Origin of the sequence: Gloeocapsopsis crepidinum LEGE 06123 (assembly GCF_015207655.1) — a bacterium.
In the GTDB taxonomy this organism is placed as follows: Bacteria; Cyanobacteriota; Cyanobacteriia; order Cyanobacteriales; family Chroococcidiopsidaceae; genus Gloeocapsopsis; species Gloeocapsopsis crepidinum.
The window spans coordinates 52,081-72,018 of sequence record NZ_JADEWN010000023.1; the positions used below are offsets into that span (position 1 = coordinate 52,081).

General features: G+C 41.9%; 22 protein-coding genes and 1 pseudogene. 14 read left to right on the top strand and 9 right to left on the bottom strand.

Annotated features, from left to right (window positions below):
* Positions 1-170 precede the first annotated feature (170 nt).
* Complete coding sequence (locus IQ230_RS11215; protein WP_193932079.1) at positions 171-1,799, bottom strand: ammonium transporter; 1,629 nt, start codon at positions 1,797-1,799, stop codon at positions 171-173.
* 413 nt (positions 1,800-2,212) lie between these two features.
* The gene (gene purE, locus IQ230_RS11220) at positions 2,213-2,731 is read right to left on the bottom strand and encodes a 5-(carboxyamino)imidazole ribonucleotide mutase (protein ID WP_193932080.1); all 519 of its coding nucleotides are present in this window, start codon (positions 2,729-2,731) and stop codon (positions 2,213-2,215) included.
* 86 nt (positions 2,732-2,817) lie between these two features.
* On the opposite strand from purE, the gene nagA reads away from it, so the two are divergent.
* Both nagA and bchM read left to right on the top strand, forming a co-directional pair.
* Entirely contained in the window at positions 2,818-3,990 is a 1,173-nt protein-coding gene (nagA, locus tag IQ230_RS11225) for an N-acetylglucosamine-6-phosphate deacetylase (RefSeq protein ID WP_193932081.1), read from the top strand.
* A 246-nt stretch (positions 3,991-4,236) separates the two neighbouring features.
* Complete coding sequence (bchM, locus tag IQ230_RS11230; protein ID WP_193932082.1) at positions 4,237-4,917, top strand: magnesium protoporphyrin IX methyltransferase; 681 nt, start codon at positions 4,237-4,239, stop codon at positions 4,915-4,917.
* Here the strand turns inward: bchM and IQ230_RS11235 are convergent.
* Entirely contained in the window at positions 4,897-5,088 is a 192-nt protein-coding gene (locus tag IQ230_RS11235) for a hypothetical protein (RefSeq protein WP_193932083.1), read from the bottom strand. The two genes, bchM and IQ230_RS11235, sit on opposite strands and share 21 nt — an antisense overlap.
* A gap of 134 nt (positions 5,089-5,222) precedes the next feature.
* Here IQ230_RS11235 and IQ230_RS11240 point away from each other — a divergent pair, with 134 nt between their 5' ends.
* The 4 genes from IQ230_RS11240 (at position 5,223) to IQ230_RS11255 (ending at position 6,749) form a co-directional block, all read left to right on the top strand.
* Positions 5,223-5,657 carry a hypothetical protein gene (locus IQ230_RS11240; protein ID WP_193932084.1) on the top strand — a complete coding sequence of 145 codons (435 nt, stop codon included), beginning with the start codon at positions 5,223-5,225 and terminating at the stop codon, positions 5,655-5,657.
* Between the two features lie 72 nt (positions 5,658-5,729).
* A complete protein-coding gene (locus tag IQ230_RS11245; protein ID WP_193932085.1) occupies positions 5,730-6,197 on the top strand; it encodes a hypothetical protein in 468 nt (155 codons plus the stop codon).
* Positions 6,198-6,300: 103 nt separating this feature from the next.
* Positions 6,301-6,510, top strand: a complete 210-nt coding sequence (locus IQ230_RS11250) for a 2-oxoisovalerate dehydrogenase E1 subunit beta (RefSeq protein ID WP_193932086.1) — start codon at positions 6,301-6,303, stop codon at positions 6,508-6,510.
* Entirely contained in the window at positions 6,507-6,749 is a 243-nt protein-coding gene (locus IQ230_RS11255) for a type II toxin-antitoxin system HicA family toxin (protein ID WP_193932087.1), read from the top strand. The genes IQ230_RS11250 and IQ230_RS11255 overlap by 4 nt, the downstream gene beginning before the upstream one ends.
* A gap of 66 nt (positions 6,750-6,815) precedes the next feature.
* Here IQ230_RS11255 and IQ230_RS26600 read toward each other — a convergent pair whose 3' ends face one another.
* The 3 genes and pseudogenes from IQ230_RS26600 to IQ230_RS27895 all read right to left on the bottom strand — a co-directional run.
* Positions 6,816-6,971, bottom strand: a complete 156-nt coding sequence (locus tag IQ230_RS26600) for a hypothetical protein (RefSeq protein WP_228054769.1) — start codon at positions 6,969-6,971, stop codon at positions 6,816-6,818.
* A complete protein-coding gene (locus IQ230_RS26605; RefSeq protein WP_228054770.1) occupies positions 6,968-7,192 on the bottom strand; it encodes a hypothetical protein in 225 nt (74 codons plus the stop codon). Before IQ230_RS26605 ends, IQ230_RS26600 begins: the two co-directional genes overlap by 4 nt.
* 69 nt (positions 7,193-7,261) lie before the next feature.
* Positions 7,262-7,309, bottom strand: a pseudogene (locus IQ230_RS27895) (hypothetical protein); the annotation flags it as partial.
* Between the two features lie 244 nt (positions 7,310-7,553).
* On the opposite strand from IQ230_RS27895, the gene IQ230_RS11265 reads away from it, so the two are divergent.
* Complete coding sequence (locus tag IQ230_RS11265) at positions 7,554-7,985, top strand: hypothetical protein (protein WP_193932088.1); 432 nt, start codon at positions 7,554-7,556, stop codon at positions 7,983-7,985.
* 89 nt (positions 7,986-8,074) lie between these two features.
* On the opposite strand, the gene IQ230_RS11270 is transcribed toward IQ230_RS11265, so the two are convergent.
* Together IQ230_RS11270 and IQ230_RS11275 are read right to left on the bottom strand one after the other, a co-directional pair.
* A complete protein-coding gene (locus IQ230_RS11270) occupies positions 8,075-10,369 on the bottom strand; it encodes a response regulator (RefSeq protein ID WP_193932089.1) in 2,295 nt (764 codons plus the stop codon).
* Between the two features lie 205 nt (positions 10,370-10,574).
* On the bottom strand, positions 10,575-13,064 hold the full coding sequence (locus tag IQ230_RS11275; RefSeq protein ID WP_193932090.1) for a CHASE3 domain-containing protein: 2,490 nt from the start codon (positions 13,062-13,064) through the stop codon (positions 10,575-10,577).
* A gap of 349 nt (positions 13,065-13,413) precedes the next feature.
* Here IQ230_RS11275 and IQ230_RS11280 point away from each other — a divergent pair, with 349 nt between their 5' ends.
* The 7 genes from IQ230_RS11280 to IQ230_RS11310 all read left to right on the top strand — a co-directional run bounded on the left by IQ230_RS11280 (position 13,414) and on the right by IQ230_RS11310 (position 19,604).
* On the top strand, positions 13,414-14,628 hold the full coding sequence (locus tag IQ230_RS11280) for an acetate/propionate family kinase (RefSeq protein WP_193932091.1): 1,215 nt from the start codon (positions 13,414-13,416) through the stop codon (positions 14,626-14,628).
* A gap of 126 nt (positions 14,629-14,754) precedes the next feature.
* Positions 14,755-15,141, top strand: a complete 387-nt coding sequence (locus tag IQ230_RS11285) for a helix-turn-helix domain-containing protein (RefSeq protein ID WP_322742390.1) — start codon at positions 14,755-14,757, stop codon at positions 15,139-15,141.
* Between the two features lie 54 nt (positions 15,142-15,195).
* Complete coding sequence (locus IQ230_RS11290; protein WP_193932092.1) at positions 15,196-16,203, top strand: zinc-dependent alcohol dehydrogenase family protein; 1,008 nt, start codon at positions 15,196-15,198, stop codon at positions 16,201-16,203.
* 18 nt (positions 16,204-16,221) lie between these two features.
* A complete protein-coding gene (locus IQ230_RS11295) occupies positions 16,222-17,295 on the top strand; it encodes an NADH:flavin oxidoreductase/NADH oxidase (RefSeq protein ID WP_193932093.1) in 1,074 nt (357 codons plus the stop codon).
* 13 nt (positions 17,296-17,308) lie between these two features.
* Positions 17,309-18,025, top strand: a complete 717-nt coding sequence (locus IQ230_RS11300) for an NAD(P)H-dependent oxidoreductase (RefSeq protein ID WP_193932094.1) — start codon at positions 17,309-17,311, stop codon at positions 18,023-18,025.
* A 60-nt stretch (positions 18,026-18,085) separates the two neighbouring features.
* Positions 18,086-18,790, top strand: coding sequence for a glutathione binding-like protein (locus IQ230_RS11305; protein WP_193932095.1), 705 nt, complete (start codon positions 18,086-18,088; stop codon positions 18,788-18,790).
* A 13-nt stretch (positions 18,791-18,803) separates the two neighbouring features.
* Entirely contained in the window at positions 18,804-19,604 is an 801-nt protein-coding gene (locus tag IQ230_RS11310; protein WP_193932096.1) for an alpha/beta fold hydrolase, read from the top strand.
* Between the two features lie 30 nt (positions 19,605-19,634).
* Here IQ230_RS11310 and IQ230_RS11315 read toward each other — a convergent pair whose 3' ends face one another.
* Positions 19,635-19,832, bottom strand: a complete 198-nt coding sequence (locus tag IQ230_RS11315; protein ID WP_228054771.1) for a hypothetical protein — start codon at positions 19,830-19,832, stop codon at positions 19,635-19,637.
* Positions 19,833-19,938: the final 106 nt, after the last annotated feature.

Here is a 19,938-nt window from a genome sequence, read left to right on the forward strand (position 1 = left end):
GGAGCATCTCACAGATCGATCATACAAATGCTTACACCATTTTGGATTTTGGATTTTAGATTTTGGGTTATTGAGTACTAGAGTAAGCCATCTACCTGTTCAATAAAAAACCGCCGCAGTGCGACGGTTATCAACTTATGGAGAAATTACAAGTAGTACGCTAACAAGCCTTAGTAAGTACTAGAAACATCGCCTGGACGTCGCGTTCCACCGTAAATACTGGGGTCAGCCATTCCACTTGCGTCTGCTTCTTTGAGGAATCCACTATAGGCTTCCATGCCATGTTCAGCAATATCCAGACCTTCAACTTCTTCTTGAGGTGTAACTCGGATACCTAAAGTCGCTTTTAGGATGTACCAAAAGATAGTTGTAATTAAAACAGTAAAACCACCAACCGAGAGAATACCAATGATTTGTGGCAATAATCCTCCAAACCCGCCACCAAGCAACAAGCCACGGATTGGACCTGCACCTTCTTCATAAATGTTCAAAGCACCGCCAGGACCTTCGGCAAATAGACCAACTGCAAGAGTTCCCCAAATACCGCAAACAAGGTGAACCGAGGTAGCACCCACAGGATCGTCAATGTGGATTTTGTCGAACCAAGTAACGGAGAAGACAACAATAACACCAGCAATAAACCCAATTACGGCTGCCCAAGGCAAGCTCACAAATGCACAAGGTGCAGTAATTGCCACTAAACCTGCCAGAATACCATTAATAATCATGGATAAGTCAGGCTTGCCAAGGTATGTCCAAGCAACGAGTGTCGCTGCAATACCACCTGTTGAAGCAGCAATATTTGTTGTCAGAGCAATATGCGCAATAATGCTGGGACTGACTGCCATTGTAGAGCCAGGATTAAACCCAAACCAACCTAACCACAAAATAAGACAACCCAACATTGCAATACTCATGTTGTGTCCTGGCATGGCAACTGAAACACCATCTTGGTATTTACCCAAGCGAGGACCTAAGATTGCTGCTCCCATTAACGCTGCCCAACCACCGACAGAGTGAACGACGGTTGAACCTGCAAAGTCCCAAAAGCCAGCATCAGCCAACCAACCGCCACCCCAAATCCAGTGACCTGTAATTGGATAAGCGATTCCTACCAGTAAAAGACTAAAAATCAAAAAGTCAATAAACTTAATACGCTCAGCAACGGCTCCAGAAACGATTGTTGCAGCAGTTCCAGCGAATACCAACTGAAACAAAAACTTTGCTCCCAAAGGAACGCCTGTCCAGTTTAAAGCACTAAAAACACCTTGATAGGCATCTCCTGTTGATGGGCTATTATCTGCGCCTGTCAAAAACCAGCCATTGGTGCCAAAGAAAGCGTTGCCATCACCGAACATCAGGGCAAAGCCGATCGCCCAGAAAGCAACTGTAGATAACGCAAAGACAATCAAGTTTTTGGCTAGAATATTGACCGCGTTTTTCTGACGACAGAAGCCAGTTTCTAGCATTCCAAAACCAGCGTTCATAAAGAACACCAAAAAAGCAGCAACACACACCCATAAAGTGTCTAAGCCTACTCTGAGATCTAGTAAGTCTTGTGTTGTGCGATCGGGACTAGCTGTAGGAGCATCTTGGGCAACAGCAGCATAACCCCAGGCTAATACAATAAAAATTGACAGCGGAATGCAGGCTCGCCAAGTAGGAGACAGCCGCTTGATTGCCTTCTGCAACTGCGTAAAAAATGTGCTTGTCCTCTCAGAGGAACTAGCGTACCGACTTGCATACGGTCGCTTTCTATCATTTCTCCATTTCTTTTTGTGCTTTAGTTTTAGCTTCATTCCTTGAACCGATCCTTAACTGCGAAAACACATTGTCATTGCTTTAATGAAATAGCTATTTATGCTTTATGCTGAGCTAGCCGTACAAACTGCAACAATAGGTATCATCTACTAGCAGCCGAAGTACTTACACAGAGCCAATAATTCCAAAACCGATCAGGCCATGAGATGAGTTCTCATGAAGAATTATTGATAGTTTTGAGACTATGATCTTGTATTTTTTTAAGCTAGCAATCTGTATAATTAATTACAGTTGCTCGTAGTTTACTTTTGCTAGCTTGGAACAAAAACCAAAGGTTAGTAAATGCCCGCCAACAGCAGAAAAGCATAAAGAAACTAGGAAAAAACAATTGTTTGTGTTCTTTATGTCAAAATTATGCAGAAAATGCATCGTTTTTAACTGATACGTTTTATTACAAATTAGATAAGTATTTTTGATAGCCTAATTCATCAAGCTGAGCTTGTTTTTCCATTACAGTTGCTTTCAAAGCAGCACGATATGCTTGCACTTGTTGAAGTAACTCAGAATTATAGGTTGCAAGAATTTGCACTGCTAGTAACCCAGCATTCTTTGCATTGCCGATCGCCACTGTAGCAACAGGAATACCTGCAGGCATCTGCACAATCGAATAGAGCGAATCAACTCCTTGTAAATGACGGCTAGGTACAGGAACTCCGATTACAGGTAAAGGAGTCAAAGCAGCAACCATTCCTGGCAAATGTGCCGCCCCACCCGCGCCAGCAATGATGACTTTAATGCCTCGTTGATGGGCAGTTTTGGCATATTCCACCATGCGCTCAGGCGTACGATGAGCTGAGATGATCGCCACTTCACAACCGACGTCAAATTCGGTACAAACTGCGATCGCTTCTTTCATGGTGGGCAAATCGGAATCGCTGCCCATAATAATACCAATGAGCGGTTGAGTCATAGGAGGGGCTAGAGATTAGGAGCTAGCTGTAAACTGGGATTGCATTTAGGTTTAGTTATTTTCTAACAAGGGTGATGCAAGAATCAATGGCAGGTACAAAAAAGATCGCCTTGAATATTATCAATGCACGGCTACCAGGTTATTCAGACTTGCAACAAATATGCATCGATCGCGGTAGGATAACTCAGATCTTACCGATGAGTGAAATGACACCAGCACAGGTTTTAGACGTTGCTGGAGATTGGATTTCTTTAGGAGGCGTTGATTTACAGATTAATGGTGCGTTGGGGCTTGCTTTTCCCGAAATTGAAGCAGGGGATTTTCCTAAATTAGAAGGAATCTGCGAGTTCTTGTGGCGACAAGGAATTGATGGTTTTTTACCAACTTTAGTGACAACTTCTGTCAAGAATTTTCAGCGATCGCTTGCTGTGATTGCCGAATTTATGCAAAGGCATGAACCACAACAAGCCAAAATTCTAGGAGTGCATTTAGAAGGACCATTTTTGAATTACCATAAGCGCGGTGCGCATTCAGCAGAATATTTACTACCGCTGACTATCGAAAACATCCAGCGTGTCATTGGTGACTATACATCAATCGTTAAAGTTATCACTTTAGCGCCCGAATTAGATACCACTGGTGAAGCGATCGCTTATTTACATTCACTTGGTATCACAATCAGTCTTAGTCACTCGCAAGCAACTGCAGATGAAGCCCAACGTGCGTTTGATAGGGGTGCGACAATGGTCACTCATGCCTTTAACGCGATGCCAGGACTTCATCATCGCGAACCAGGATTGTTAGGTGCGGCGATCGTCCATCCTGGTGTTTGGTGTGGTTTAATTGCTGATGGACAGCACGTTTGTCCTACAATGCTCAAAATTTTGCTGCAAGCAAGCGGTTACGAACAAAAAATCTTTCTTGTTAGCGACGCCTTAGCACCTCTAGGATTACCTGATGGCACTTACCCCTGGGATACGCGCCAAATTACACTCAAGAATGGTACAGCAAAATTAGTTGACGGTACACTAGCAGGAACAACATTACCTTTACTCGTAGGAGTCCAAAATTTAGTACATTGGGGTATTTGTGATGTCGGAAGTGCGATCGCACTTGCCACAATAGCACCCCGTAAAGCAATTCACTTGCCAGAATTCATTGATAGCAATGCAGCCCAACTATTACGCTGGCGATTTGATGGTACAACAAGAGAACTGACTTGGCGCAGATTAGAAAGTATATTAGTGACTAGTGGCTAGTTTTGAATTTTGAGTTTTGGAAAGCAAAGAAAGGTGCTGGAGGCATTTATTTTAAGTTTTGAATTTTGAATTATGAGTTATGAGAAGACCTTGATGGCATTCTTAACTTAACACTCAACACTCAACACTTCACGACTCTCTTAAGCTTAATACTCATAACTTCTAGTCTCCCCTAGGTTTCCTGCTCTCTTCTCCCCTAACCCGTGGTAAGTTAAAGCGTTGGGAACTCATGATAAATTTGGTTTTATGAACGCAGCAGACGATAAAACAATAGTCAAGGATTACTTTAACTCTACGGGGTTTGATCGCTGGCGACGAATCTATTGCGGTGGTGAAGTCAATAAAGTACAACTCGATATCCGTAACGGACATCAACAAACCGTCGAAACAGTTCTTAACTGGCTACAAGACGACGATTTAGCCGGAATGTCAGTTTGTGATGCAGGTTGTGGTGTGGGAAGTCTGAGTATTCCCTTAGCGCAAGCTGGTGCAAGAGTTTACGCAAGTGACATTTCAGAAAAGATGATAGGCGAAGCTAAACGCGCTGTGGCAGAATTAGCTAACACAGATAATCTTACCTTTGCTGTACAAGACCTGGAACACCTTAGTGGTAAATACCATACAGTAGTTTGTTTAGATGTGCTAATTCACTATCCGCAAGAGCAAGCTGCAGAGATGATTTCGCATTTGTGTTCATTAGCCGAATCGCGCTTGATTCTCAGCTTTGCCCCTAAGACTCCTGCTTTAAGTTTACTAAAAAAGATTGGTAGTTTCTTTCCAGGACCTAGTAAAGCTACTCGTGCTTATCTACACAAAGAAGCTGATGTTGTCAAAATTCTCAATAGCCAAGGGTTGACAATTCAACGCCAAGCAATGACACGCACTCGCTTTTACTTTTCTCGTATTCTAGAAGCTGTTCGTACTTGATACTGGCTTTCTCCAGCAATTAGTGCTTTCTGATTCCAAAATGGCTGGCATGATCTCAGTGCATTTGTAAATGCAAATTTCTAGCAAGGCGCGATCGCGGTTAGGGGGTAAGAGGGCGATCGCTCCATTAATCGTGGATGGTTTTCCTGTATAGGCGATCGCGCAAAGCATCAGTCGTTATCTTCACGCTGGCGATCGCTTGAGGAAGTAGAAGAGCGATCCTTTGATTATGATGTGAAGGATCATTTGCCGTCGTGAGCTAAACTATTGGGCGCTGAGAAGCACTATCAACAATGTGATTTGCCATGAAGCCTTCAGACAGAATAAAGATCATTTCAGAGATTGCAAATAGGTTAGCACCTGATGATTGGTCGTTGATAGACCTTACTCTTCGGCAATTTGGACTTCCTTGGAGAGATAATTGGTCTGGAAGTACAACTAACTATATTGTCGAAATGATTCAAGGAGCTGATGACCAATCCTTATTAGACTTGGCACATCATCTTGAAATAACTCCAATAAATAATATCAGCAAAAAAATTCTTCCTCAGTGTGAAGTAAAAGAACTTATACAGGAAATAGATAATCAAAAAGCTTTGATGATTTCTGTTGCCACTGGAGGTTCACGAATTCAAGAAGTTAATGAGGAGTACAAAAAAAGAAGAATATTGATAATGTCAAAGCTACAAGCAATGAGCATTCAAAATCCAAACTCATATCCAGACTTATGGAATTGGTAAAGTAAGTGGAGCGATGGTAGCCTACCGAGTTATCAGTCCCGTAGGGATTACATTACTAACCTTTATCAACCAGTGATTGATAGCTTAACGCTGTCGTTACTACAAAGAGAAGCTCAACAGCTTGTAGAACCAACAGGATGGGCAAGAGTTGACCGTAACATAGATAAAATAGTACAGGTTTTAGCTGATGCAAAGAACGAAGAGGACTACCAGGCTGTAGGTCTACTTTGCCGAGAAGCAATCATATCTTTGGCACAAGCAGTATATGACCCAGACTTACACCCTTGTTTAGATGGGGTAAACCCAAGTGAAACTGACGCTAAAAGAATGCTAGAAAACTATATTGCTACCCAGCTACTAGGTAGCTCAAATGAATCACTACGCAAATACGTAAAAGACGCTTATCAGCTTACTGTAACTCTTCAACATAAACGAAACGCAAATTTCCGAGAAACTGCACTTTGTGTAGAAGCTACTCGTTCACTTGTAAATGCTATAGCAATTATTTCGGGACAAAGAGATCCATACATTGATTTTTAGAGGCTCGATCGCCCATCCCTACAGCAACAATAGCACAGGCGATCGCTGATAATCGAATCAGGCAAACTTTACAATGAATTACGCGTTTTAGAAATTATCAGCAATGACTGAAATTGTGTTTTTGGTTGAAGATGATCCCGATGGTGGTTATACTGCTAGGGCATTAGGTGAGTCGATATTCACTCAGGCAGATAACTTGAAAATTCTGCGGGAGATGGTACGCGATGCAGTTCATTGCCATTTTCCTGATGAGCAAAGCCGTCCTAAAATTATCCGGTTACACATTGTCCGAGATGAAGTTATTGCCTCATGAAACTGCCAAGAGATCTGTCAGGTAGCGCTCTGGTAAAGGCACTGGTGAAGCTTGGCTATGTTGTCACCCGCCAAACGGGTAGCCACATTCGGTTAACCACTCAGGAAAATGGCGAGCATCATCTCACCATTCCTGCTCACGATCCAATCAAGATTGGAACCCTCAATGCCATCTTGCGGGATATTGAAAACCACTTCAACTTGGAGCGTGAAGAATTGCTAAATCAGCTTTTCTCTTAACAACCCAAGTGATTGAGAGCCACCGCTAGCTTTACCCGTGATGCCTTCAGATTTTTGGTACATTCCTCAAAAACGTGGTAACTTCCTCATATTTTCCTCCGTCACATGATTGGCGGGAAACAAACATTCAAGTAGTTCTTGGAGTGTAATGTCATAAGGTATTTTCAAGGTGGCGATCGTTGAGAAGAAATTAAATTTGCGATCGCCTTTCGCAAAATTCACTGTAAGTAACGGTATATGCCATTCCCATTGCAGATCGCGCCACGATTGCGGTACATCAGGATATGCCAGTAATTCATTGAGTAATATCGGTTTCTCACGACAGATGGATATGGTTCTTGTTTCTCCAAGATAAAGTCTAAAGCTTTGCGAATTGGTTCGACTTGAGGATCGTGAAGATTGCTTTCGGAGTATATTGGTACAAATCTGGCTGCAGTAAGCATTACATTTTGCTCTCTTAATGGAATATCTAGCACTGTGGCTAATTCCAAAATCATCTCTCGACTGGATTTTGCACGCCCTGATTCTAAAAAGCTAATATGCCGCTGCGAATTGCTAATGACGGCTAAATCAAGCTGACTTAAACCTCAGCGATCGCATCATTGTCGCAAAAAATGCCCAAATCAATTGTACTTATCCTTAATTGATAGTGGCATCTAGCTAATTATCATCTAACAACACACTCATAAGTTTAATTACCTGTGTGGTAATTGATTCTATTCAGAATAGTTTCAATAATTCAGAGTAAGCGGCGAACAATAACAATATCAACCGCTGTTTAAACCTTCTATCCTCAAGACAGTCATGCTTAAAAAAGTTGTAACACCATCCTTGGAAACAACCTTGAAACTTGATAGTTTCGCTTGCGTTCTTAGTGGTATCATTTTGCTATTATTAAGTGAACCGATCGCTCAACTGTTAGTGTCTAATACATTTATAATGTTTGGGCTGACATTACCCGATCAATTGAAAATTTTGGGAATTGGGTTGCTTTTAGTAGGAATTGCCGTTTACATAGTTGCTTCCTCTCGCCCAATTAATGCAATTGCGGTATGGACGATCGTCTTAATCGAAGTTGATTGGATTATTGCCAGCGTCATTCTGTTATTTTCATTCGGCAGCGTACTGACATTGGCAGGTAAAGACTTAATTGCATTGAGTGCGATCGCCGTCTTGGCATTCATGATTTTAGAAATTTACGGCTTGAAGCACGAATTGCAAACTTCCTCCGACTAAAGTCGGAACTACTAAAGCAAAGTATATCTTTGTGTCCAAAGTCCACGGAGGTGGACTTTGTTTATGTAGTGGCGAATTTATTCGCATTCTCAAGCGTAAGTTGCAGCAATTTGCATCGGTGTAAGTGCGGTCATTGCTGCTGAGTAAAGTGATTGTAAATCAGTACCATCTTCAGGATAACGTGCGAGGCCGATACTAAAATTCAGTTGAAATTCAGTGCCATCAGCGATAAATTCTTGATACAGCGTTTCTTGCACTACGCTCAATCTTGCTTTTCCATCGCTCTGACTTGTATCATACATTCCTACTAGAAATTCTGCTCCTGCCCAACGGCAGATAATTGCTTCGTCATGAAAGAATTGTTGCAGAAGTTGTCCAACACGACGTAAGAGTGCATCTCCTTTAGCATAACCATGCATAAGATTGATTTGCTGTAAGGAATCTAGGCGAATCATTGCCAAAGAAAGGTGTTGGTCGTCTGCTTTTCCTTGCTTGAGTAATGTCTCAAATTCTTGAATGGCTTTTTGGCGATTGGATACTCCTGTGAGTGGATCAATTTCTGCAAGATTACGCAACAGTTTAATTCGTTCCCAACGATTGACAATTCGAGTTACTAATTCTGGACCAACAATTGGCTTACTGACAAAATCATCTGCACCTGCACCAAACACTTGATTAACAGCATCAGTGTCGTTGTATGCTGTCAGAAATACAATCGGTAAGCTACCCCAAAGTGGATCGTTGCGTACGACTTGGCAAAGTTCAATTCCACTAATATGGGGCATTTTAATATCTAAAATCAGTAAGTCTGGAAGGGCACTTGCTAGTGTTTCCCAAAAGTGACGCGGATCGGCTAGAGTCGTTACTTTCATGCCCCAAGGTTCGAGCAAGCTACGGACAGTAGCCAGAATTTGTGGATCGTCATCAACTACCATAACCTTGGCAACAGTGCGATCGCTACTTTGTAATATCTGAGAGACTTTAGCAATCACTTGTGCAGGTGGAGTTGACTTTTGGAAAAAATAGCGTCCTCCATACTTGGCAACTGCCAGGCGATCGCCAAAACTATCGCGTGCTGTATAAACTAAAACAGGAACTGATGGAGTTTGAGTGTGGAATTTAGTTATTAGTTGCAAACTGTCTTCGATTGTCGGGGAAATTGCAATATCAATTAACACGACTTGAGGATTTTTGCGATAAATTGCTTCGCGCCCAGTGATGATACTGTTGGCAACTGTTACACGGATTCCTTGTTGTCGTGCGGCGATCGCTAACTCTTCTGTCAGCAAGCGATCGCTGTCAATAATTAACACCAAGGGTGATGTCTCTTCTCGATGTGTTTTCACAACTTCGGTTTCAGGACGCTGTGTTTCTTGTCGTAAAGCTGTTACTAGTTGACATAAGTGTCCTGCTGTTTCGTGTTTGATCGGCTGATTTCCTTGAAATATGCGTTCAATTTTTTTGGCAATGCGCGAACCTTCACCCAAGCCAAATGTTCCCAAAGAACCTGCTAATGTATGCGCCTCGTATTCTGCTGTTGCCCGTAGTTCATCGGTGAGTTTTTCTTGTAGTAGAGCAATAATTGCCCGTTCTATTAATGTTACTTGCTGACTAACGCGCTCTTTAAATTGATGCCACACTCCAGCGATCGCAAACAAAGTTTGTTGTTGCGTTTGCTTGCCAATTTCCAATACCGGTGATATTGACGCGGCTTCAAGTGGTTTTAAGCGGTAGCCAATGCCGTAGACTGTTTCAATCAAGTCATTTGCACCTACAGCTTTTAATTTCTGTCGTAAGCCTTTTATTTGGGTTCTTACTGCTTCTTCGCCAGGAGTTTTATCAAAAGACCATAGGTGATCTAAAATTGCACTACAGCTATATACACGACGACTATTGCGCAGAAAAAGCTCTAAAAGCGCGTACTCTTTGGGCGTTAAATGAATCAGTTGCCGATCGTATGTCACTTCACAACTACTCGGATCGAGATGCAGTTTACCCCACTCTAGTACTGGTGCTGAAGTAAGATCGCCACGACGCAACAAAGCACGGACTCGCGCTACCAACTCATCTCGATCAAATGGTTTGACTAAATAATCGTCTGCACCTGCATCTAAACCAACGACGCGATCGTGACTGCTATCTTGTCCTGTAATTAACAATATCGGCATTTGATAGCCACGTGATCGCAAGCGACGACAGAGGCTAATACCATCTAATTTTGGTAACTTGACATCAAGCAAAATCAAATCGTAAGCAAACACTTGTACTAACTCCCAAGCTGCTTCACCATCGTTTGCTGTTTCTACTGCATAATGTTGCTGCGTCAAAACTAAGCGCAGTGCTTCAGTAATAAATTCGTCATCCTCTACTATCAATATTTTCATAGTGGATGGTTCACGCCTGTCGTCTCTTCACACTTATACTAACTATTAAGCGGTAGTTGTGAAATGATCCTTGGGAAAATATCTATTAAATAGATGGGTAAAATTACATACTACACTTTTTACGTTGATGAGAAATTATTAAGTGTTGAGTTAAGAAAACAAATCAGTTCAAATGTCTCTTACTATTTTTGAGTTTTGAAAAATTCTACTCTATTGCACTATGGAGAGTTTCTAGTAACTCTTTTGCTGTACAAGGTTTTGGTAAGAAAGCTTGTACACCTGAGCCTGTTGTTGCAGCAATTTTTTCATTTGAACTAAGTCCACTAATAGCAATAATTTTTACTAAAGGATTCATCTTCTGCAATGTCATAATTGTGTTGGCGCCATCCATAGAAGGCATCATCATGTCAAGTAAAACAGCAGAAATCTCATCTTGGCGATCTGCATATATTGCTAAGGCTTCAACTCCATTGCTAGCAGTTAAAACACGATAATTGTATGTTTCTAAAGAGAGTTTGGTAACTTCCCGAATTCCTGTTTCGTCATCTACAACCAAAATTAATTCACCATTGCCTGAGAGAATTTCTCCTTCCTGAATTATTTGTGTTTCGGTTCCTTCTGCTGCTGGTAAGTACACAATAAATTGTGAGCCTTTACTTACTTCACTGTAAACATTGACAAAGCCCCCATGATTTTTGACAATTCCAATCGCTGTGGCAAGCCCTAATCCAGTACCTTTACCGACTTCTTTAGTTGTAAAAAATGGTTCAAAGATCCGCTCTATAATTTCTGGTGGAATGCCAACACCAGTGTCAGTAACTGTAATTGCGACATAATACCCAACTGTTGCTTCCAGATTCATCTGGGTATACTGTTCATCAATAAGAACATTTGTTGCTTGAATACTTAAAATACCTCCATTAGGCATTGCATCGCGAGCATTTACAACTAAGTTCATTAAGACTTGATGAAGCTGCGTAGCATCACCAAAAATTGCCCATAAATTAGGAGAGATATCTGTAAAGAGTTCAATTGATTTAGGAAAAGTTTCTTGAATTAGATGAGTAATTTCTGATATTAAGTGTCTAACTTGTAAGGTAACGCGATCGCCTTCAAAACCACGCGCAAAAGATAGTACTTGTTTGACTAATGCCGCACCTCGTTTAACATTACTTTCTAATGAATTGAGCAAGTTTTGGCTTTGAGAATCGCTGAATTTCATTTGCAAAAGTTGTACTGACATTAAAATCGGTGTCAAGACATTGTTGAGATCGTGGGCGATTCCACCTGCTAGGGTTCCAATACTTTCCATGCGTTGCACGCGTAAAAGTTGTGCCTCTAATTTTTTTTTCTCAGTGATTCCTGTATTAACAACTAAAATTGATTTAGGGTTTCCTTGCGCATCGCGGACTAATGTCCAACGGCTTGCTACGATAATTTGTTTGCCATATTTATCTATTTGCCGCAATTCACCTTGCCACTCACCATAAGCGATCAAGTTTTCTTGCGAAACTAAAATTTCTCCTACTGGTTGTGCGTGCAAAAGTTCGTAAACATTTCTCCCCAAAGCTTCTTGAGTTAGCCAACCATACAAACGTTCTGCACCTTTATTCCAGAAAGAAATTCGGTTTTCTAAATCTTGTACAAAAATTGCATCGGTAGCAATATCGAGTAACGCTGCTTGTTCGCGAATTGTTTGTTCTGCGGCATAGCGATCGCTAATATCGGCAATGACTGCCATAATGCCATTAATCTGATCGGTAGCATCGCGCAGTGGTGCAGTAGAAAGCGAAATCGCGATCGCTTGACCATCTTTTCTATAACAGCTTAGTTCAATATCATGAATTGCCTCACCTTTTAATATGCGCTGGCGAAGTTGTTGATTGTCGAGAAGTGGCAAACACTGGTTAATAATCTCGCGATTGTTCCAGCCAATAATTCTTTCAGCCGCAGGATTCCATAAACTCACGTTGCCACTTGGTGTCAGTGCCACAATTCCGAGTGGTGATGATTGAATTAGTGTTTCTAGCGTTTGGTTAGCTTCTCTCAGCGAATCTTCTGCTTGTTGGCGCTGTTTGATGTAGCGATGCATCAAGTAATACAACACCATCAGCAGCCCGACGTTCAGTAAGGTAGCAATTGAGGATGTTACTGTCTCATCGCGAAAGCCGATGTGTGATTGTCGAGCGCGTTGTTGTAACCTTAACCGCTCGTTTTTTTCCATTTCGCCGATAATTTGGCGAATATCTTTCATTAACTGCCTTCCTTGACCAGATAGCACCATGTTTCTTGCGGCAACAAAGTCATTCTTTTGCTCTAAGTCAATTGTGCGTTCTAGTGCTGCAAGTTTGGCAGCTATTTTTTGTTCTAGCAGCGCAATTTCTTGTTGAGAGTTATCTGCTGTTAATTGCTTGAGTTTAGCAATCTGTGCCTGTGTTTGAGTTCTTGCCAACACATAGGGTGCTAAATATTGAGTGTCTCCTGTGAGTAAGTAGCCCCGTTGTCCTGTTTCTACATCTCTAAGCTTTGAAAGTGTTGTTTCTAGTTCTGCTAAAACTTGATGACTGTGGGCGATCGCTTGTTCGTTAGCAATCAGTTTTTGTGTACTGCGATAAGAAATTGCTGCATTGCCTAATGCAAATGCTAAGACAACGAAAAAACCTACGGTAAGTCTTTTGGGAACAGATCGTAGCATCAGCGCGATCGCCCCTCTATCGTATTGGACGGACTAAAGCTATCTTACACAACTGATCAGGTGTGTACTTTGTTTTCCTGTCAATTGACAGTGGCATAAATACCTGCTGTATTACTCAGTCTAACCTTCTAAACGAGATAGTATTGATCTCGGCTTAATTTCAACTCAATTGCCAATTAGTCTGATTTTATCTTGAGCTTGAGTATTTTTGCGTTAGTCTTTCCAAACACTGATATGAGTATTCACAATCGTTAGTTAACTAAGCAAGAAACATTTGTGTACTATTAACAACACATCTTCAAGCTTCTCAATCGCTACAGTAGTCATGTAAGAAAAAAAGGCTGTTTCTATGAAAATCCTTGTACTGAACGCAGGATCTAGTAGCCAAAAAAATTGTTTGTATGAACTCAGTGACACTTTACCCGATTCACCTCTACATCCTCTGTGGGAAGCTAAAGTAGACTGGAGTCGGCATCATGGAGTAGCCGCAATCAAAATCAATACTCAAGGTGCAGTTTTAGAAACCGAACTTGAAACCAATTCGCGCCCTGATGTTATTTCTTACTTATTAGATACTTTGGTGAGTGGTAAAACACAGGCAATTGAAAATCTTGCTGAGATTGATATTGCAGGTCATCGTGTCGTACATGGCGGTCAAGATTACCGCGAAGCAACGTTGATTACTCCAGAAGTCAAAGATACCATTTTACTTCTGTCTAATTTTGCTCCCTTACACAATCCAGCAAATCTTGAGGGCATTGAAGCGATTGAACAACTGCTACCATCCTTACCACAAGTTGCAGTGTTTGATACTGCTTTTCATAGTCAAATTCCACTAAGCGCAGCATTTTATCCAGGACCTTACGAATGGTTTGAGCAAGGTATTCGTCGCTATGGCTTCCACGGTATTAGTCACCAGTATTGTGCGCATCGGGCTGCAACGCTGTTGAATCGCGACTTACACTCTTTACGTCTTGTTATTTGTCATTTGGGCAATGGTTGTTCTTTATCCGCAATCCGTGATGGAGTGAGTATTGACACGACAATGGGTTTCACTCCGCTAGAAGGGTTAATGATGGGGAGTCGCTGTGGTTCAATTGACCCAGGTATTTTGATTTACCTACTGCGCGATCGCGAAGTTAATGCAGATAAGTTAGATGAAATTTTAAATTACGCTTCTGGTTTAAAGGGAATCTCTGGAATTTCTCAAGACATGCGTCAAATTAAAAGTGCGATCGCTTCAGGTAACTCCCGCGCCCAACTCGCGTTTGATATGTATGTGCATTCGTTACGCAAACACATTGGTGCAATGCTAGCAACTCTGGGTGGTCTAGATGCATTAGTCTTTACAGGGGGTGTCGGTGAAAATCAAGCTCAACTACGCGCTTTAGCGTGTGAATCATTTGCTTTTCTGGGTTTAAATCTCGATTTAGACAAAAATGCTGATTCTCCAGGCGATACCGATATTGCTACTGCCGATTCTCAAGTGCGCGTTTTAATTATCAATACTCAAGAAGATTGGGCGATCGCCACCGAATGCTGGAAGTTAGCTCAAATTAAATAAGAGTTTATCAACTTGTGCAGGCAGATTCTATCTGTACATCTGCGATTCCTAACTGCTTGACACCAAAGAAAAAAACGAGTAATCTCAAGTTAACGTTAACGTCAATCTGGTGCATCAGTAAATAAAGTGACTGAAAAAATGCGAATTGGAGAACTAGCACAAAAAGCTGGCGTAACTCCAAGGACAATTCGTTATTACGAAAATCTAGGATTAATACACCCAAGTGAACGAGAGGGAGGTGGCTTTCGCTATTATACGGAAGCTGAGTTATTGCGACTCCAAAAAATTGATTGCCTCAAGTCACTCGGACTAACTCTGGAAGAAATTGCTAGTGCGATCAACTTGTACTTTGAAGATCCTACTGAACTCAAAGCAAAGCAGAAGGTGTTAACAATCCTGCAAGCGCATCTCCAAGAAACCGACGACAAAATTGCCGCGTTAGCACAGTTTCGTTCGGAGTTGCAGACGAACATTACCAAAATTCAACAGTGTATTGAAAAAATCAGTCAGTAATTTTTTTCGGTTTATATTAACGTTAACGTCAAGGTTAATGAAGGGTAAAGTCTGATGAAAGTTTACGAAGTTCAAAAATTTGGCTTGGATGCGCTGACACTCACTGAACGTGCTGATCCTACTCCTGGTTACGGACAAGTTCTCGTTAAAATGCGCGCGGCTTCCTTAAATTACCGCGATCTATTGGTAGTTAAAGGTTTATACGATCCCAAACTACCTTTACCGAGGATTCCTTTTTCTGATGGAGTGGGTGCTGTTGTTGCAGTAGGCGAAGGCGTGACACGAGTTAAAATAGGCGATCGCGTTGCCGGAATTTTCTTTCAAAAGTGGGTTGGTGGTGAACTTACCGAAGAAATTACGCAATCGGCTTTAGGTGGTGCGATTGACGGAATTTTAGCTGAGTATGCGGTCTTGCATGAAGATGGCGTGATTCATGTACCCGAACATCTTACTGATGAGGAAGCTGCGACATTACCTTGTGCGGCTGTAACGGCATGGAATGCACTTTTTTACGCAGGTAATTTAAAAGCAGGTGATACCTTATTGGTGCAGGGAACTGGCGGAGTTTCAATGTTTGCGTTACAGTTTGCTTTCCTTGCAGGTGCGAAGGTCATTGCCACATCCAGCAGTGACGAGAAGCTAGAACGCGTCCGGAAAATGGGCGCAGCAGAAACAATTAACTATAAACAAATCCCTGAATGGGGACATCGAGTGCGCGAACTCACCGACGGTAAAGGTGTTGATTATGTAGTTGAAGTCGGTGGCGCAGGAACATTATCAGAATCGCTACGCGCAGTACGTCACGGTGGACAAATTAGTTTGATTGGAGTTTTAAGTGGCGGTAAGGGCGAAGTTGCTACCGCAGCAATTTTAATGAAAAACGTCCGCGTACAGGGAATTTATGTAGGTTCGCGCGAGATGTTCGCGGTGATGAATTCTGCGATCGCATTACACAAATTACGTCCTGTAGTTGATCGCGTGTATCCTTTCCACGAAGTACCAGAAGCACTGAAATACATGGAAAGTGGTTCGCACTTCGGTAAAATTTGCATCCGCTTTTAATTACTAAAGAGAAAAATAATGCCACACTTATTTGATACTTATCAACTCAAAGATGTCACATTACGCAACCGTATTGGTGTTTCCCCCATGTGTCAGTATAGTTCGCACGACGGTGTAGCAACCGACTGGCATTTAGTTCACCTAGGTTCGCGTGCAGTAGGTGGTGCAGGATTAATTATTGCCGAGGCTACCGCAGTCGAAGCGCGGGGACGCATTTCTCCAGGAGATGCAGGAATTTGGGCAGACAAGCACATCGAACCGCTACAACGCATCAACCAATTTATTAAAGCACATGGTGCAGTACCAGGCATTCAAATTGCCCACGCTGGTAGAAAAGCAAGTTCCGCACGTCCTTGGGAAGGCGATCACTCGCTTAAAGATGAAGAAGGCGGTTGGGAAACGATCGCACCAAGTCCCGTAGCTTTTGGAAATAAACTGTGGCGGGTTCCAAAAGAAATGACGAAAGAAGACATCCAAGAAGTACAAAATGCATTTCGCGCTGCTGCATTACGCGCTTTAGAAGCAGGTTACGAGTGGTTGGAATTACATTTTGCTCACGGCTATTTAGCACACAGCTTTTACTCACCCCTGGCGAATCAACGTAATGATGAGTATGGCGGCAGTTTTGTCAACCGTATTCGCTTTGCGATTGAAACAACACAAGCAGTGCGCGAAGTTTGGTCAGAACGTTTACCATTAACAGCGCGGTTATCGTGTTCAGATTGGGTAGAAGGTGGCTGGACAATTGAAGATTCGGTAGAACTTGCTAAAAAGCTGAAAGCTGAAGGTGTGGACTTAATCGACTGTAGTTCGGGTTTTAATTCTCCTAATTACAAAAACTATCCCTTCGGTGCGGGTTGGCAAGTGCCTTTTGCAGAGAAAATTCGCCACGAAGCTGAAATCGCGACAGCGGCGGTAGGTTCAATTTCCAGCCCAATGCAAGCTGATGAAATTATTCGTAATGGACGTGCTGATATTGTTCTAATTGGGCGCGAAATGTTACGCGATCCTTACTGGGCTTACAATGCGGCGCAAGAATTACATCAAGCAGAAAAACTGAATTTACCGATTCAATACGCGAGTGGGTTGTAAGGAATATACCTGTATGAAAGTTTTTATTGTTCACGCACATCCCGAACCAAAAAGCTTTAATGGTGCATTAACCCGTCATGCCAAAGTAGTACTGGAAAATGCAGCACATGAAGTTAAAATTTCTGATTTGTATGCGATGAAATTTGATCCTGTCTCAGATCGTCGTAATTTTACATCCCAAAAAAATCAAGAGTACTTTAGACAACAAACTGAAGAATTATATGCAACTGAAATCGACGGTTTTGCCCTTGATATTAGCTTAGAAATGGAGAAACTAGATTGGTGCGATGTGCTCGTTTTTCAGTTTCCCCTATGGTGGTTTTCTGTTCCAGCAATTCTTAAAGGCTGGGTTGATCGAGTATTTGCGATGGGACGTATTTATGGTAGTGGAAAATGGTATGACAACGGTACGTTTCAAGGCAAGAAAGCAATGTTGTCATTGACTACTGGTGGTTCAGAAACTATGTACAGCGAAACAGGATTAAATGGATTTATTGACGATCTTTTGTTTCCAATTCATCATGGGATCTTTCGTTTTGTTGGATTTGATGTATTACCACCGTTTATTGCTTGGGCAGTCAATCGTGTGGGCGAAGAACAAAGACAGCATTATTTAGAAATCTACCAACAAAGACTTTTATCGATTGATAAAACGCCAGCGATCGCTTATCCTGCTTTAGCAGATTATGACGAAAAATTTCAGTTAAAGTCAGCAAACAAAGCAAGCTGAAATCACTGTAAGGTGTATATCGCAACGAGCAAACTTTGTACTAAATTAAGAGATACTAAAATGATTGACCTTTATTACTGGACAACGCCCAACGGTCACAAAATTACAATGTTTCTAGAGGAAGCTGAACTTCCTTATACGATCATTCCTGTAAATATTGGCACAGGAGATCAGTTTGAACCAGATTTTCTTAAAATTGCCCCAAATAATCGAATTCCGGCAATTGTCGATCGCGCCCCAGCAGATGGCGGCGAACCCATTTCAGTGTTTGAATCAGGAGCAATTCTACTGTATTTAGCAGAAAAAACTGGAAAACTGATTTCAACAGATATCCGCCAACGCGCTGAAGTCTTGCAATGGTTATTCTGGCAAATGGGCGGCTTAGGACCAATGGCAGGGCAGAACCATCATTTTAGTCAGTATGCACCTGAAAAGATTCCTTATGCAATAGACCGTTATGCCAATGAAACAGGACGTTTGTATGCAGTCATGAATAAACGGTTAAGCGATCGCACTTTTATTGCTGGTAATAACTATTCAATTGCTGACATTGCTGCTTATCCCTGGATTGTACCGTATGAACGCCAAGGACAAAAGCTAGAGAATTTCCCTCACTTGCAGCGCTGGTTTGAAACCATTAAAGCACGTCCAGCGACGATTCATGCTTACGAGAAAGCAGAAGCATTTAAAGATCAAGCACTCGATATTGAAAAATCAAGGAACTTGTTATTTAACCAATCAGCAAACACAATTCAGCAAAACTAATTCAAAATCACCTATGCCAAAACTTCAGGCTAACGGAATTGAATTATTCTATGACATTCAGGGAACAGGCGAGCCTTTATTATTAATTCCTGGTTTCGCCTGCGATTATGCCCACTGGGATTTATTAATGCCCTCACTCGTTGCGCAGTATCAAGTCATTCGTTTCGACAATCGCGGTATTGGACAAAGTTCTGTGCCTGATAGTCCTTACAGTATTAAACAAATGGCAGATGATACGGCAATACTACTAGAACACGTCGGCGTGAGTAAAGTTCATGTTGCTGGTCATTCGATGGGAGGTCAGATTGCCCAAGAGTTAGCATTAGCACACCCAGAAAAGGTATATAGTTTGATGTTGTTGGCAACTTTTGCCAAAGGCGATCGCCGATTTTGTAGCATTATTGAAACACTAGGCGATCTCCCACGCATTTTAGATCCCGAAGCTTATTTTTATGTAGTGCTACCCTGGGCAGTGAGTGAGGATTTTTACTCAACTCCAGGCGCTATCGAAGAAGCACTCCAGTTTCAAATAGAGTATCTCTTTCCGCCGACTCCACAGGGGCTGTATCATCAGAGTCGAGCGATTGTTAATAGCGATACTCTAGACCGTTTACCGCAAATTAGTTGCCCTACGCTAGTTGTAGTAAGCCAGCAAGATATTCTTATACCAATAAAATTTTCTCAAGAACTTGTTCAAGGTATTCCCAATGCTGAACTTGTGATTCTTGAACGGGGCGGTCATGATTTCTTAATTGACGCACCAGATGCAGTGTCTACTGCAATGCTGAACTTTTTAGCAAAGCATACTAAATAAGGCGATCGCCCACACAAATCAACAAAATATCTAATTATTCAACGGTGCAATTAAATCTAGCGCATGATGTAAGATTTCTACTTTATTCACTCGTTGCTCTAATTCTTCCGGTTCGTAGCGCCCTTCTTCAACCTCTAACGAAGCTTCGTCAATTGCATTTAAATAAGCCCCTTCCAAGGTTTCAAGTAACTCCTCTGATGTAATACTAAACCGCGTTCTAAAGAACAATTCTCAGATGAGGGAAGTAGGTCATGGAAGACAGCTTTGCAGGAGCTAGCATTAACTCCTGCAAGCCTTGGCAAAGGACATCTGTAACAGCATCAAGTGAGTCGAA